Source organism: Sphingomonas sp. Leaf257, assembly GCF_001422185.1.
Taxonomy (GTDB): domain Bacteria; phylum Pseudomonadota; class Alphaproteobacteria; order Sphingomonadales; family Sphingomonadaceae; genus Sphingomonas; species Sphingomonas yabuuchiae.
This window is the reverse complement of the sequence record NZ_LMMH01000033.1, coordinates 34,633-48,990: the sequence shown is the minus strand read 5'-3', so window position 1 is coordinate 48,990 and position 14,358 is coordinate 34,633. Positions and strand designations below refer to the sequence as shown.

General features: G+C 66.2%; 17 protein-coding genes. 13 read left to right on the top strand and 4 right to left on the bottom strand.

The window, feature by feature from the left end; genetic code table 11:
* Positions 1-27: 27 nt before the first annotated feature.
* The 11 genes from ASF14_RS14720 (at position 28) to ASF14_RS14670 (ending at position 8,387) form a co-directional block, all read left to right on the top strand.
* Positions 28-597, top strand: a complete 570-nt coding sequence (locus ASF14_RS14720; protein WP_056437140.1) for a NifU family protein — start codon at positions 28-30, stop codon at positions 595-597.
* Positions 597-1,187 (top strand): malonic semialdehyde reductase, encoded by a 591-nt coding sequence (locus tag ASF14_RS14715; protein ID WP_056436588.1) that lies wholly within the window; start codon positions 597-599, stop codon positions 1,185-1,187. The genes ASF14_RS14720 and ASF14_RS14715 overlap by 1 nt, the downstream gene beginning before the upstream one ends.
* Before the next feature lie 7 nt (positions 1,188-1,194).
* On the top strand, positions 1,195-1,845 hold the full coding sequence (gene tsaB / locus ASF14_RS14710) for a tRNA (adenosine(37)-N6)-threonylcarbamoyltransferase complex dimerization subunit type 1 TsaB (protein WP_056436585.1): 651 nt from the start codon (positions 1,195-1,197) through the stop codon (positions 1,843-1,845).
* The gene (locus tag ASF14_RS14705) at positions 1,845-2,330 is read left to right on the top strand and encodes a GNAT family N-acetyltransferase (RefSeq protein WP_056436582.1); all 486 of its coding nucleotides are present in this window, start codon (positions 1,845-1,847) and stop codon (positions 2,328-2,330) included. The genes tsaB and ASF14_RS14705 overlap by 1 nt, the downstream gene beginning before the upstream one ends.
* A 99-nt stretch (positions 2,331-2,429) precedes the next feature.
* A complete protein-coding gene (locus ASF14_RS14700; RefSeq protein WP_007406973.1) occupies positions 2,430-2,852 on the top strand; it encodes a Fur family transcriptional regulator in 423 nt (140 codons plus the stop codon).
* The gene (locus ASF14_RS14695; RefSeq protein ID WP_236697087.1) at positions 2,852-3,598 is read left to right on the top strand and encodes a lysophospholipid acyltransferase family protein; all 747 of its coding nucleotides are present in this window, start codon (positions 2,852-2,854) and stop codon (positions 3,596-3,598) included. The genes ASF14_RS14700 and ASF14_RS14695 overlap by 1 nt, the downstream gene beginning before the upstream one ends.
* 68 nt (positions 3,599-3,666) lie before the next feature.
* Positions 3,667-4,989 carry a tRNA (N6-isopentenyl adenosine(37)-C2)-methylthiotransferase MiaB gene (gene miaB / locus ASF14_RS14690; RefSeq protein ID WP_082442278.1) on the top strand — a complete coding sequence of 441 codons (1,323 nt, stop codon included), beginning with the start codon at positions 3,667-3,669 and terminating at the stop codon, positions 4,987-4,989.
* 416 nt (positions 4,990-5,405) lie between these two features.
* Entirely contained in the window at positions 5,406-6,404 is a 999-nt protein-coding gene (locus ASF14_RS14685; protein WP_056436576.1) for a PhoH family protein, read from the top strand.
* A gap of 103 nt (positions 6,405-6,507) precedes the next feature.
* Positions 6,508-7,023 (top strand): rRNA maturation RNase YbeY, encoded by a 516-nt coding sequence (gene ybeY / locus ASF14_RS14680; protein ID WP_056436573.1) that lies wholly within the window; start codon positions 6,508-6,510, stop codon positions 7,021-7,023.
* A 9-nt stretch (positions 7,024-7,032) separates the two neighbouring features.
* Positions 7,033-7,938 (top strand): hemolysin family protein, encoded by a 906-nt coding sequence (locus ASF14_RS14675; protein WP_056436571.1) that lies wholly within the window; start codon positions 7,033-7,035, stop codon positions 7,936-7,938.
* Positions 7,935-8,387 (top strand): GNAT family N-acetyltransferase, encoded by a 453-nt coding sequence (locus ASF14_RS14670; protein ID WP_056436568.1) that lies wholly within the window; start codon positions 7,935-7,937, stop codon positions 8,385-8,387. The genes ASF14_RS14675 and ASF14_RS14670 overlap by 4 nt, the downstream gene beginning before the upstream one ends.
* Positions 8,388-8,445: 58 nt before the next feature.
* Here ASF14_RS14670 and ASF14_RS21600 read toward each other — a convergent pair whose 3' ends face one another.
* Both ASF14_RS21600 and ASF14_RS14665 read right to left on the bottom strand, forming a co-directional pair.
* Positions 8,446-8,727, bottom strand: a complete 282-nt coding sequence (locus tag ASF14_RS21600) for a hypothetical protein (protein ID WP_156361216.1) — start codon at positions 8,725-8,727, stop codon at positions 8,446-8,448.
* A gap of 348 nt (positions 8,728-9,075) precedes the next feature.
* Entirely contained in the window at positions 9,076-9,993 is a 918-nt protein-coding gene (locus ASF14_RS14665; RefSeq protein ID WP_168371541.1) for a hypothetical protein, read from the bottom strand.
* A 44-nt stretch (positions 9,994-10,037) separates the two neighbouring features.
* On the opposite strand from ASF14_RS14665, the gene ASF14_RS14660 reads away from it, so the two are divergent.
* Complete coding sequence (locus tag ASF14_RS14660) at positions 10,038-11,363, top strand: PQQ-dependent sugar dehydrogenase (protein WP_056436562.1); 1,326 nt, start codon at positions 10,038-10,040, stop codon at positions 11,361-11,363.
* 450 nt (positions 11,364-11,813) lie between these two features.
* Here the strand turns inward: ASF14_RS14660 and ASF14_RS14655 are convergent, their stop codons facing one another.
* Together ASF14_RS14655 and ASF14_RS14650 are read right to left on the bottom strand one after the other, a co-directional pair.
* Positions 11,814-12,116: a polyhydroxyalkanoic acid system family protein gene (locus ASF14_RS14655; protein WP_056436559.1), complete on the bottom strand. Its 303-nt coding sequence runs from the start codon at positions 12,114-12,116 to the stop codon at positions 11,814-11,816.
* Complete coding sequence (locus tag ASF14_RS14650) at positions 12,113-12,544, bottom strand: VOC family protein (RefSeq protein ID WP_056436556.1); 432 nt, start codon at positions 12,542-12,544, stop codon at positions 12,113-12,115. The genes ASF14_RS14655 and ASF14_RS14650 overlap by 4 nt, the downstream gene beginning before the upstream one ends.
* 238 nt (positions 12,545-12,782) lie before the next feature.
* On the opposite strand from ASF14_RS14650, the gene lnt reads away from it, so the two are divergent.
* On the top strand, positions 12,783-14,321 hold the full coding sequence (gene lnt / locus ASF14_RS14645; protein WP_056436553.1) for an apolipoprotein N-acyltransferase: 1,539 nt from the start codon (positions 12,783-12,785) through the stop codon (positions 14,319-14,321).
* The last annotated feature ends 37 nt before the right edge of the window (positions 14,322-14,358 follow it).

Here is a 14,358-nt window from a genome sequence, read left to right as displayed (position 1 = left end):
CATCGCGACCCGCGCCACATGGGGGTCATGCTGATCGAGACCGAACCGACGCCCAATCCGGCGACGCTGAAATTCCTGCCCGGCCGCAAGGTCATGGACAGCGGCACCCGCGACTTCGCCTCGCCCGAGGAAGCCGCCGCCAGCCCGCTGGCCGAGGCGATCTTTAACCTGGGCGACGTGACCGGCGTGTTCTTCGGCCGCGACTTCGTGTCGGTCACGGTTGCGCCCGGCACCGACTGGTCGGACGTGAAGCCCGATGTGCTGGGCATCCTGCTCGACCATTTCTCGGCGCAGATGCCGCTGTTTCGCCAGGGTGCGGCGGACTTTTCGGTGCCGTCGGAGGACAGCTTCACCGACGACCCCGAGGATGCCGACATCGTCGCCCAGATCCGCGAGCTGATCGACACGCGCGTTCGCCCGGCAGTGGCCAATGACGGCGGCGACATCGTCTATCGCGGCTTCGACAAGGGCAAGGTCTATCTGAAGATGCAGGGCGCCTGCGCTGGTTGCCCCTCGTCCACCGCAACGTTGAAGAACGGCATCGAGCAGCTGCTGCGCCATTATGTCCCCGAAGTCACCGAAGTGAGGGCCGTCTGATGAACCCCATCGACGATGCCAGCCTCGACCGGCTGTTCCGCGAGGGCCGCACCTTCAACCATTATCTCGACAAGGCCGTAGGCGAGGACGAAGTCCGGGCGATCTGGGATCTGATGAAGATGCCGCCGACCTCGACCAACCAGAGCCCGGCGCGCATGGTCTGGTGCCTGAGCGCGGAGGCGAAGGAAAAGCTCGCATCCTGCGCCTCGGACAGCAATGCCGACAAGATCCGCAACGCGCCCGCCGCCGTCATCATCGGCATGGACGTGAACTTCCACGAAACCCTGCCGCAGCTGTTCCCGCATGTGGACGCCAAAAGCTGGTTCGACGGCAATACCGAATTGCGCGAGGCCTCGGCCTTCCGCAACAGCTCGCTCCAGGGCGCCTATCTGATCCTCGCCGCGCGCGCGCTGGGGCTGGATACCGGTGCGATGTCGGGCTTCGACCAGGGCGCGGTGGACAAGGCGTTCTTCGCCGACCAGCCGGGCGTACGGTCGAACTTCATCGCGACGCTGGGTTATGGCGACACGTCGAAGCTGCACCCGCGCAACCCCCGGCTGGCGTTCGAACAAGCCAACCGGATCGCCTGAGCCAAACTTGCGCACGCTGGTCATCGACACCGCCACCGCCGCCTGCTCGGTCGCCCTTCTCGACGGCGACCGGGTGATCGCGCGCGACCATAACGTGGTCGGGCGCGGCCATGCCGAGCGACTGGTGCCGATGATCGCGGCCTTGCCCGATGGCGGCCGGGCAGAGCGCATCCTGGTCGATTGCGGGCCGGGCAGCTTCACCGGCATCCGCGTCGGCATCGCGGCGGCGCGCGGGCTGGCGCTGGGCTGGGGCGTGACCGCGACCGGCTATCAATCGCTGGCGCTGGTCGCCGCCGCCGGGTTCGCCGCGCGCGACGACGCCGCGCTGACGGTCGTGCTGGAAGGCGGGCATGGCGAGGTCTTCGTGCAGGCCTTTGCCCGCGACCTGACCGCCCTCTCCCCCTTCGCCTCGATGAAGCCCGATGCCGCGCTTGCCGCGCTGGAGGGCCGGGTCGCGATCGGCAACGGGGTCCGCTGGCTGACCGCATTGGCACCCGATCTGCCGGTGGTCGAAGCGCTGCCCGATGCGTCGGAGGCATGGCGGCTGCCCGCCGACCTCACCGCCCTGCCCCCGCGCCCCGTCTATGGCCGAGCCCCCGACGCCAAGCTGCCCGGCGGGATCACACCGCCCGACTCCGTTGGTCTCGGGGCCGCCTGATGGCCAGCATCGGCATCTCGCTTCGCCCCGGTGACGCGCGTGACGCCGGTGTCGTCGAACGGGTCATGGCCGCCGCCTTCGACCCGCAATGGGGCGAGGCCTGGACCCGCTCGCAATTGCTGGGCGTGATGGCGCTGCCCGGCATCAAGCTGCTGGTCGCCGAGGCGGGCGAGGAACCGGCGGGCTTTGCGCTGACCCGTTCGGTGCTGGACGAGGCCGAACTGCTGCTGCTGGGCGTCACGCCCAAGCATCGCCGCGCGCGGATCGGCAGCCTGCTGGTCGAGGCGGTTGTCGCCGACTGTGCCGCGCATGGGGTGGAAACGCTGCATCTGGAGGTGCGGTCGAACAATCCCGCCATCCTGTTCTACTCCGCGCATGGCTTTGCCAAGTGCGGCGAACGGCGCAATTATTACAAGGGCGCCGACGGGCGCCATTACGACGCGCACACCTATCGGCGGTCGATCGCAACCCGGGCCATCGGCTGACCCGATCACTGTTTCCGGGTTATTGCGAGTCGCTATCCCCTTTTCGCAATTAGGCTTTGGGGGTAGAGAGGGGTTTGCCCGAGGAGTTGAAACGTTACCATGGCCCGCAAAATCGATCTCGAAGCGCTGTGCGCGCAAAAGGGACTGCGCATCACCGAACAGCGCCGCGTGATCGCCCGCGTCCTGTCGGAGGCGGAGGACCATCCCGATGTGGAAAAGGTCTATGAGCGTGCCGCCAAGATCGATCCCGGCATCTCGATCGCGACCGTGTACCGCACCGTCCGCCTGTTCGAGGAAGCGGGCATCCTGGACCGCCATGATTTCGGCGACGGCCGCGCCCGCTACGAGCCTTCGCCCGAGGCGCATCACGACCATCTGATCGATGTCGAGACCGGCCGCGTGATCGAGTTCGTCGACCCCGAACTGGAACAGCTGCAAAAGGCGATCGCCGAGAAGCTGGGCTTCCGCCTGGTCGATCACCGGATGGAGCTTTACGGCGTCAGTCTCGACCGCAAGGGATGATGGCAGCGGCCGTCCCCGACGACGCCGACAGCAAGGGCGGCCTGCGAGCAGCGGGTCGCCTTTTGTGTATCGTGGGCGTGCTGCTGATCGCGCTGGCGCTGCACGGGGCGTGGCGGCTGGCCGGACGCACCTCGCCCTGGCCGCCCCGCTTCCTGCGCCGGGTCGCGATGATCCTGGGCGCGGACATTCGCGTCGTCGGCAGGGCCGAACGCCGCGATGTGATGATTGCGGCCAATCACCTGAGCTGGATGGATATCCTCCTGCTGGCGGGCACGTCGGGCACGCGTTTCGTCGCCAAGGCGGAGGTAGCGGCGCTGCCGCTGGTCGGCTGGCTCGCCGGGCTCAACCGCACCCTGTTCGTCGAGCGCGGCGACCGGCTGGGCGTGGGCGATCAGGTCGCGACGATCCGCACCGCCCTGACCGAAGGGCCGCCGCTGGCGGTGTTTCCGGAAGGGACGACCGGCGACGACCTCAACCTGCTGCCCTTCAAGCCCGCGCTGTTCGCCGCCCTGGTGCCGCCCATCCCCGGCATCCGCGTGCAGCCGGTGCGGATCGACTATGGCGCGGCGGCGGGCGATCTGGCCTGGCTCGGCACCGATCCGGGGGACGCCCATGTCAAACGGGTGCTGCGGCGGCGGGGGCGGTTCACCGTCACGCTCCATTATCTCGCGCCATTCGACCCGGCGGACTTCCCCGACCGCAAGGCGATCGCGGCGGAGGCCCGGCGGCGAATCGTCGAAACCTGACCCCCGTCGCGGCCAGTGCGCCTTCCCGAAGCTGGCGAGCGGGCGACTTTTACGATAAGGGCCGCGTCATGCCCGCATCTCCCAAGACCTTCCACGTCAAGTCCTTCGGCTGTCAGATGAACGTCTATGACGGCGAGCGCATGGCCGAGTTGATGGCCGCGCAAGGCCTGTCGACGACCGACGATGCCAGCGCCGCCGATCTGATCGTCCTCAACACCTGCCACATCCGCGAGCGCGCGACCGAGCGGGTCTATTCGGAGATCGGTCGTCTGCGGAAGGACGCGGGCGAGCAGGGTCGCAAGCCGATGATCGCGGTCGCAGGCTGCGTCGCCCAGGCCGAAGGGGCGGAGATCGTCCGTCGCGCCAAGGTCGATGTGGTCGTCGGCCCGCAGGCCTATCACAACCTGCCCGATCTGGTCGCCAAGGCGGCGGCGGGCGAGGCCGCTCTCGACACCGACATGCCGGTCAAGTCCAAGTTCGTCCACCTGCCCGGCCGTCGCAAGGTGAACCCCTCCGCCTTCCTGACCGTGCAGGAAGGCTGCGACAAATTCTGCACCTATTGCGTCGTGCCCTATACGCGCGGTGCCGAGGTCAGCCGATCCTATTCGGCGATCATGGACGAGGCGCGGGCGCTGGTCGATGCGGGCGCGCGCGAGATCACGCTGCTGGGCCAGAACGTCAATGCGTGGAACGATGCCGACGATCGTGGCCTTCACGGCCTGATCCGCGAGATGGACCGGATTCCGGGGCTGCACCGCATCCGTTATACGACCAGCCATCCCAACGACATGACGCAAGGGCTGATCGACGCGCATCGCGACGTCGAAAGCCTGATGCCCTTCCTCCATCTGCCGGTGCAGTCGGGCAGCGACCGCATCCTGAAGGCGATGAACCGCCAGCATACGCGCGACAGCTATATGCGGGTGATGGACCGCGTGCGCGCGGCACGCCCCGATATCGCGCTGTCGGGCGATTTCATCGTCGGCTTCCCCGGCGAGACCGAGGCGGACTTCGCCGATACGCTGAGCCTGGTCGACGCGATGGGCCATGCCCAGGCGTTCAGCTTCAAATACTCGCCCCGCCCCGGCACCCCCGCCGCGACGATGGCGAATCAGGTTCTGCCCGAGGTGATGGACGACCGCCTCCAGCGTCTCCAGGCCGCGCTCAACCGCGACCAGCACGCGTTCAACCTCGCCAGCGTCGGTCGGACCTGCACCGTCCTGCTGGAACGGCGCGGCAAGCTACCCGGCCAGATGCTCGGCAAGTCGCCCTGGCTTCAGTCGGTCCACCTGATCGGCGACCACCAGATCGGCGACCTGGTCGAGGTCGAACTGGTCGCCGCCGGACCAAACTCGCTGACCGGCCAGGCGAAGGTGAAGGCGGCGGCGTAAGCCCCAACCTCCGTTCAGGCTGAGTGAAGTCGAAGCCCATGCTTCCGCGATTTTGGTTCGCGCGGAGACGCGGAGACGCGGAGGTGCCTGGCTCGTCGATGCTTCATCCGGCCCTCGCGACCGGGAGACCTATTTGAAAGCCAATGGCTCACAGGCCAAGATCGCGGCTAGATACACCCTCTCCGCGCCTCCGCGCCTCCGCGCGAACCAAAATCTTCTTAATCGCGCAGAGGCGCAGAGAGCGCAGAGGAAGAAGAAGGTCTCCCGACCGCCACGCAGGGCTCTTCTTCTCCGCGCCCTCTGCGCCTCTGCGCGCAAAAAAGCCTCATCGCGTCACACCTATGTCACGCAATTTCGCTGGCGTTCCGACCGGTGCCACCCCATCTTGGGAAAACCACAGACGGTGAAAGGACCGCATGAGCCGCAAGCCCCTCCCCGCCCAGGCCGGTGAACGCAGCCGGGCGGAACTCAGCTTCGACAAGCCGCAAGTGCTGGCGCAGCTGTTCGGCCAATATGACCGCAATCTGGTCGCATTGGAGAATCGCCTCGGCGTGTACATCACCGCGCGGGGCAATCGGGTCGGCCTGGAGGGTACCGCCGAGCAGGTGGCGCTGGCCCGTGACGTGCTGAACGACCTCTATGCCCGTATCCAGCGCGGCGAGGAGGTGGATACCGGCCTGGTGGACGCCTCGATCGCGATGGCGTCCGAGCCGACGCTCGACGGCATCCTCAGCGCCGAGCGCAGTTCGACCCCATCGGTCATGATCCGCACGCGCAAGAAGACGATCGTACCGCGCACCCCCGCCCAGGCGCATTATATGAAGGAGCTTGTGTCCAACGACATGATCTTCGCGCTCGGCCCGGCGGGCACCGGCAAGACCTATGTCGCGGTCGCGCAGGCGGTGGCGCAGCTCATCACCGGCTCCGTCCAGCGGCTGATCCTGTCGCGCCCGGCGGTCGAGGCGGGCGAGAAGCTGGGCTTCCTGCCCGGCGACATGAAGGAGAAGGTCGATCCCTATCTTCGCCCGCTCTACGATGCGCTGCACGACTGCCTGCCCGCCGAGCAGGTGGAGCGGCGGATCGCCAGCGGCGAGATCGAGATCGCGCCGATCGCCTTCATGCGCGGCCGGACGCTGGCCGATGCCTTCGTCATCCTCGACGAGGCGCAGAACACCACACCCGCCCAGATGAAGATGTTCCTGACCCGCTTCGGCCAGAACAGCCGCATGGTGATCTGCGGCGACCCGAACCAGGTCGACTTGCCCGGCGGCGTCGCCGCATCGGGGCTGGCCGATGCGGTGCGTCGCCTGGAGGGTGTCGAGGGCATCGCGATGAGCCGCTTCACCGCCGCCGACGTCGTCCGCCACCCGATCGTCGGGCGGATCGTCGACGCCTATGAAGGGCCGAACGCCTGAGCCTGCTTTCGCCAACATCTGCTTTCGTTGGCGTAACGATGGAACTGTTGATAGGGGGCGGCGATTTTCACCATCACCGCCCCGCTGCCCTTGAAAGGCTCCCATGATCGAAATCGCGCTGATCCATGAAGAGCCCTGGTCGGGCGACGAGCAGAGCTGGGAGGCGTTGGCTACCACTGCCGCGCGTGCCGCGATCGAGCGGACGCCCTACGGCCCGCTGCTGACCACGCCCGCGCTGATCGAAATTTCGGTGCGGCTGACCAGCGATGACGAGGTTCAGTCGCTCAACCGCCAGTATCGGCAGAAGGACAAGCCGACCAACGTCCTGTCCTTCCCGATGGTCCAGCCCGACCTGATCGAGACGGTGACGCAGAATTCCGACGATGGCGAGGTTCTGCTGGGCGATATCGTGCTCGCCCACGGCGTCTGTGTGGCGGAAGCGGCCGAACGCGGGATTTCCGCCGAAACGCACGCGACTCATCTGCTGGTGCATGGCGTCCTGCATCTGCTAGGCTATGACCATATGAACGATGGCGAGGCCGAGGCGATGGAGGCGATCGAACGCGACGCGCTGGCCAGTCTCGGCATCGCCGATCCCTATCTGATACGCGAGGACTGACACCCCCCGATGGCCGACGGCCCCAGTAGCAGCACCGGCAACGGTGACTCCAACGAATCCAGCATCTGGCACGGGCTGAAAAGCCTGATCTTCGGCGGCGATCAGGAAGAGTCGCTCCGCGACCAGCTGGAGGATGCGATCGACCGGCACGAGGGCGATCCCGGCCCCGATGCCAAGGGCGACCTGACCCCGCTGGAGCGTCAGATGGTCCGCAATCTGCTGCATTTCGGCGAGCGTGATGCCGGTGACGTGGGTGTGCCGCGTGCCGACATCATCGCGGTCGAGGAGCGCACGACCTTCGACCATCTGGTCCAGATCTTTGCCGAGGCCGGGCACAGCCGCCTGCCCGTCTATCGCGAGACGCTCGATTCGATCATCGGCATGGTGCATATCAAGGACGTGTTCAATATCCTGGCGACCGGCGCGGAGCATCCCGCCACCATCGCCGGGCTGATCCGCGATCCGCTCTATGTGCCCATGTCGCGCGGGGCGCTCGATCTGCTGGCCGACATGCGCCAGAAGCGGGTGCACCTGGCGGTGGTACTCGACGAATATTCGGGCACAGAGGGCCTCGTCACCATCGAGGACCTGATCGAGGAAATCGTCGGCGAGATCGAGGACGAGCATGACGAGGCGCCGCAGGCGCTGCTTGTGCCGCTCGACGGCGGTGCGTGGGATGCGGATGCGCGCGTCGGGCTGGAGGAGGTCGGCCGCGCCGTCGACCCGCAGCTCGAAGAAGCGGAGGACGATGTCGACACGCTGGGCGGCCTGACCGCCGTGCTGGCAGGACAGGTGCCTCCGGTCGGTACTTGTATCGACCATCCCAGCGGCTGGCGGATCGAAGTGACGGAGGCCGATGAGCGTCGCATCCACCGCCTGCGCCTCCATCCGGCGGTGGCCACGGTCGACGAGTGATCCGCGCCTATCGGGCCGGGGATCGCGACGCCTGCCTGGCGCTGTTCGACGGCAATAGCGCTCCCTATTTCGCGCCGTCCGAACGCGCCGACTTCGCGCATTTCCTCGACCATGATGCGGCGAAATGGGCGTTTCAGGTGGCGGAACGGGATGGCCACATCGTCGGCTGCGGCGGGATGGCCATCGGCGCAAACAGACGTATCGCGCATTTCTGCTGGGGCATGGTCGACCGCACGCGGCACAGACAGGGCATCGGCACCGCGCTGGTTCGCGTACGACTGGACCGGGCCGCCCAAGCGGATGTCCGCGAGGTCCGGCTGGATACCAGCCAGCATAGCCGAGCCTTTTACGAACGGCTGGGCTTTCGGGCCGAGAGCGTGACGACGGATGGATATGGGCCGGGGCTCGACCGCTGCGATATGGTGCTGACGCTTCCCAAACTGGCATGATCGCAAAGGCCGACTTGCTGCATAATTGCGGCAAGTCGGCCATGAGGGTGATGGTCGGTTAGCGGAAACCGCCCTCCCGACGGAACGCGGTCCAGTCGTCACTGCCGCTCCAATAGGATGGTCCCCCCATGCATCGCCATGCCGTCTCTTCCTCGACGCATTCTTCATAGCTCGAATGGCGAGTATCGAGGCGAGGTCGTCCCTGAACGTCATAACCGGAGCAGCGAATCCGGACTTCCTGCTCGCAAGACGGCATGGCTGCCGCCGGTTGCGCGGCCGTCAGGCAGCCCAAGACGCCGATTGCGCCAAACATTGGAACCAGTGTGAGGACATTCTTCATCGGATACCTCCCTCAGGGCGCCCTTCGCGCTGTTCGGGAGGTTGAATGGCCGGTGCCATGTACTGCAATGACGGACATATCCGATCCGGGGTAAGCCTGAGCCGACTCACCCATTTCGGGCTCTTCCCTCCGCAATGATAATCATTCAATCGATTACAGAGCGCGCTTTATTCTATTATCCTCGACCGTGCGGCTGACCTATACGTCATGGTACAGACGATTACTCCCAAGGCTTCCCGGTTCGAGGATGCGGATAAACTCCCTGACATTCGCGTCCTCGACGGCCGCCGGTGCTCTCCCCGTGGCACCGGCGGCCAAAATTCATGCGCAGGGAATGCGGCGCCTGGCTCACCCGACCGGCAGCAAAGTATCGACGCCGCGCGCCGCCACGACCCAGCGATAAAAGGCATCGGTCAGCGCGTATCGGAAATAGAGCGGCTCGACTTCGATCGCCCCCTGGCGGCCCAGGCAATGCCGACCCTGATCGAGAATGCGATAGACATATTGGGTCTGCAGCGCCGGATGGCCATGCGCCCTCACCATCCGGGTGGTGTTTTCCGGTTCGGACCGTACCAGACATTGCAGCGCCCGGGCGCGAAGCCGCTCGTCGGGATAGGCTAGCGACAGCCTGTTTGCTTCCATGGCCTCCAGCCGCGCCTGAACGGCGGGATCATCCACTTGCCGGGTCGTCAACTCCGCGTCAGGTGCGAAACGCGCGATCGCCTCCTCCAGGACGGCACCCCGATCATAGACGCTGCGGCATACCGGCGGCCCCATGCTGGTAGTGGCCGGCCAGCAGCTTGCCAGATCAGGCGGTGCAGGGATGGGTGAGCGCGGAAGATCGGGCCAGCAGGCCATGTTGGCCCGGATGAAGCCGTCCATCGCAAATAGAGGCGCCGGACTGTTCGGCTTTCCGTCGATCACCCGGTGCAGCAGCTTGACCGGGAAGAACCGGGCACAGCGCACGAACATCTGCGCCTTCTCGTCCAGAATGCGGTTCGTCAGCCGATCGGGTTGGATCGCGATACCCGGCGGAGGCGGAGCGTTGGTTGGCGGAAGCCTCTCTGCCTCGACGACGACCTCGCGGCCCTGGACGGGTGTGGGTCGATCGTGATCCTGAACCGCCCCTATGGACGGCACGGCCGCCATCATCACGGCCACCAAACCCCATTCCATCGATCCCATGCGCATGACATGCCCTCCCAAGCCTTCAGAACGCGCCAGGATGGTGCCGTCAAAGGCCATAGAAGGCCAGCGCGACGTCACGCTTTCCCCTTCCCCCCACGCCGCGCCCACCCTATCCTCGGGCCATGCGCAAACATGTTCTGATTGTCCTTGGCATCATCGTCCTGATCGGCATCGGTGTCGTCACCTGGCTTGCCTGGCCCGACACGGCGCGGTTGAGCGTCGATCAGGTTGCGGGCGCGCGTCCGACGATCGAGACGCCGCGCGAGCAGACGATTCCCACGGTCGACATCGCCAAGCCCGTCGGCTGGGCGAACGGCGCCAAGCCCAGCGTCGCGCCGGGCCTGGCCATCCAGCCCTTTGCGAGCGGTCTCGACCATCCGCGCTGGTTGTACCAGTTGCCCAATGGCGATGTGCTGGTCGCCGAAACCAACTCGCCGCCGCGGCCCGGTTCGGGGATCGTGCAGCGGGTGATGAACTTCTTCCTGGGCCGAGCAGGCGCGGCGGTGCCTTCGGCCAATCGGATCACCCTGTTGCGCGACACGAACGGGGACGGCGTGGCGGATATGAAGACGCCGTTCCTGACCGGGCTCAACTCGCCCTTCGGCATGGTGCTGTTCGACGGGCAGCTCTACATCGCCGACACCGACGCACTGGTCCGCGTGCCGTACCAGGAAGGCGCGACGAAGATCACCGCCAAGCCGGAAAAGGTCGTGCCCCTGCGCCCGGCGGGCAATCACTGGGCGCGCAACGTGTTCGCCTCGGGCGACGGCAAGACGCTGTTCGTGTCGGTCGGCTCGTCGAGCAACGTCGCCGAGAATGGTCTGGATCTTGAAAAGAACCGCGCCGCGATCCTGCAGGTCTGGCCGCAGTACAAGAACTGGCGAATCTATGCGGCGGGGCTGCGCAACCCGAACGGCATGGCACTGAACCCGGTCAATGGGCGGCTATGGACCGTGGTCAACGAGCGCGACATGCTCGGCTCCGACCTGGTGCCCGATTATCTGACCCAGGTGGAGTTCGGCGATCACTTCGGCTGGCCCTGGTATTATTGGGGCGGCTATCCCGACAACCGGGTCCAGCCGACCAATCCGCCGCTCCAGCAATATGTGAAGCGCCCCGACTATGCGCTGGGGCCGCACGTCGCGGCGCTCGGCCTGACCTTCTCCGAGGGCGCGAAGCTGGGCGACAGGTTCGCACGCGGCGCATTCATCGGCGAGCATGGCTCGTGGAACCGCAAGCCGCCATCGGGCTACAAGGTCGTGTTCGTGCCCTTCGCGGACGCCTTTCCCGTGCCCAAAGCCAAGCCGGTCGAGGTGGTCGGCGGCTTCCTAAACGCCAAGGGCGAGGCGCAGGGACGGCCCGTGGGCGTGATCGTCGACAAGACCGGCGGCCTGCTGGTCGCGGATGACGTCGGCAATGTGGTGTGGAAGGTCAGCGCGGCGAAGTAATTACCGAGCTGGAAACAGTCCCCCGCCATGGCGATCGTCACAGGGCTTTCCCCGAAAATTGCCGTTCCGGCGATCGTTGCTCTGGTCATAATCGCCACCGCAGCTGGCCTGCCCAGCATGACCCGCAGAAACGCGGGGCCAAGCTATGATTGGGGTGAACGGGTCCCGGCATCCATTTATGAATGGCCGCCGGGTTGCCTGAAACGGGACTATAGAAAGCATGATCGTCTTCCGAAGACATGCACGTATCGACGCGGGTATAAGCTGACCAATCCTACGGAACTCGGCCTATCGGTAGGCAAGGGTGAAGTCTGGTATCAGGTTGGAGATGACGCGCTGTTGCTGGATTGTCAGACTTGGGGGCGGGACTGTATCATCAGGAACAGCGTTCCAGGCAAATTCACGACCGAGCGACAATAAAATAGATTGCTTGCCGCCCCGCTCGCTGCGCTACTTCAACAGCTTCGGTGCCTCCGAGCGGATCACCGCCTCCAGCTGGCTGGAAAAGAGTGACAGGAAGGCGGGTAGGTTGACCACCGCATGGACCTTGTCCTCATAGACCGTCGCCTGTGCGCCGATCGACTGGCCCATCGCGCCGACGGTGAAGTGCATCGTGTCGCCGTCCCAGCGATGTTCCACCGTCGCGCCTCCGGGGATCATGCGGCCGATCTTGCCGATGCCGCCGTCGAGCCGCTGGCGCACGTCCTCCTTGCCGAGCTTGTGCGGGATATCGAGCGAAATGGGGGCACTCATGCGGTCATCTCCGTGGCAAAGAGCATCGCGTCGTCGGCAAAGGCCTTGAACTCCAGCGCATTGCCGCTGGGTTCGCGGAAGAACATCGTCGCCTGCTCGCCCGGCTGGCCCTTGAACCGGACATAGGGGGCGATGCCGAAGGAGATGCCCGCCGCCTCGACGCGCGCGGCCAGTTTTTCCCAGTCCGGCATGGTCAGCACGACGCCGAAATGCGGTACCGGCACCTGATGGCCGTCGACCGCATTCTCGACCGCAACCGGCTTGGCGGCAGGATCGAGATGCGCGACGATCTGATGACCGAACAGGTCGAAGTCGATCCAGTGATCGCTCGACCGGCCTTCGGGGCAGCCCATGACCTCGCCATAGAAATGGCGGGCGGCGGCCAGGTCGTGGACCGGGAAGGCGAGATGGAAGGGGCGCAGGGTCATGATGGAAAGCTAGGGTGGCGGGGCGGGGTTTTCCACCTTTTTACGACGGGATGCCCCTCCACCATCGCTGACGCGATGGTCCCCCTCCCCAAGCATAGCTTGGGGAGGAATGGGCTGTCAAAATCCTCCCCAAGCTATGCTTGGGGAGGGGGACCGCCCGGCACAGCCGGGTGGTGGAGGGGCATCGCTACACATCCCGCATTGCTCCTGTCACAGGCCCGCGCCATATCCTGCCGCCGTGACCCGCTATCCCGCTCTCCTCGCCCTGATCGCCGGGGCTGTCGCCGCCTGTGGCTTTGCCCCGCTCGACCTCTGGCCGCTGTTGCTGGTCGGGCTGATCGTCCTGCTCGCACTGGTGCAGGATGCGCCAAGCATCCGGGGCGCGCTGTGGCGCGGATGGGCGTTTGGGGTCGGGCATTTCACCGTCAACAACAACTGGTTTCAGCACGCCTTCGACTTTCAGGACAAGATGCCGCCGGTGCTGGGCTATTTCGCGGCGGTCGGACTGGCACTCTACCTGGCCATTTTCCCGATGGCGGCGGCGGGCGTGGCCTGGAGGTTGCGGGGGCGGCGACCGGATGCCGCCTATGTGCTGATCTTCGGTGCGGCATGGATCGCGACCGAATATTTACGCGCGCGTCTGTTCACTGGCTATGCCTGGGACCCGTTGTCGGTCGCCTGGCTGCCGGTCATCGGCGTGGCGCGGATGAGCGCCTTTATCGGCACCTATGCGCTGTCGGGGCTGACCGTGGTGCTGGCGGGCGCGATCTGGCTGGCGCTTCGGCGGCATTGGCATCTGGCGGCGGTGATGGTGCCCGCGACCGGGCTGGCCGCGCTGTCCGCTCCGCTGACCCGCGCCGCCGAGCCCGCCCCCGACGCGCCGCTGGTCCGCGTCGTCCAGCCCAATGTCAGCCAGGACCAGCGCGGCCAGAGCGACGGCCCGTTGCTGATCGAACGCCTGACCCAATTGTCGGGACGTCCCGGCCCCCGCCCCCGACTGATCGTCTGGCCCGAGGGCGTCGTGCGCGACATGATCGAGGACGGTTACCCAGACTGGGCCTATTTCGGGTTCAACTATGCCCCGCCCTTCTGGACGCGCCGCCAGATCGCCCGCGTGCTGGGACCGCACGACACCGCACTAGTCGGGGGCACCGCGCTGCTCTTCTCGCCTGATCGCGCTCGGGTGAGCAGCGCGACCAACAGCGTCTTTGCGATCGGCCCTTCGGCACGGATCACCGGGCGCTACGACAAGGCGCATCTCGTGCCTTATGGCGAATATCTGCCCATGCCGTGGCTGCTGAAGCCGCTCGGCCTCGCCCGCCTCGTCCCCGGCGACATGGACTTCACCCCCGGCCCCGGTCCGCGCAATCTGCGCGTGCCGGGCTTCGGGCCGGTCGGGGTACAGCTCTGCTACGAGATCATCTTCTCCGGCCAGGTGGTCGACGAAGCGCATCGCCCGCGCCTGCTCTTCAATCCGTCGAACGATGCCTGGTTCGGCCGCTGGGGCCCGCCGCAGCATCTGGCGCAGGCGCGGATGCGGGCGATCGAGGAGGGGCTGCCGATCATTCGCGCCACCCCGACCGGCATCTCGGCGATCATCGCCGCCGATGGCCGCCTGATTGCGACCGTATCCCATGAGACGGCGGGCGCGGCGCAAGCCCCCCTGCCCGCCGCCCTGCCGCCCACGCCCTTCTCACGCATCGGCAACATGATGGCGCTGGCCATCGCGGCGGCGCTTGCCGCGATCGGCGTTGCCATTCGCCGCCGCGCCCGCTAGAGGACATATAAAGCTATCTTTATATCCTTATGAGGAC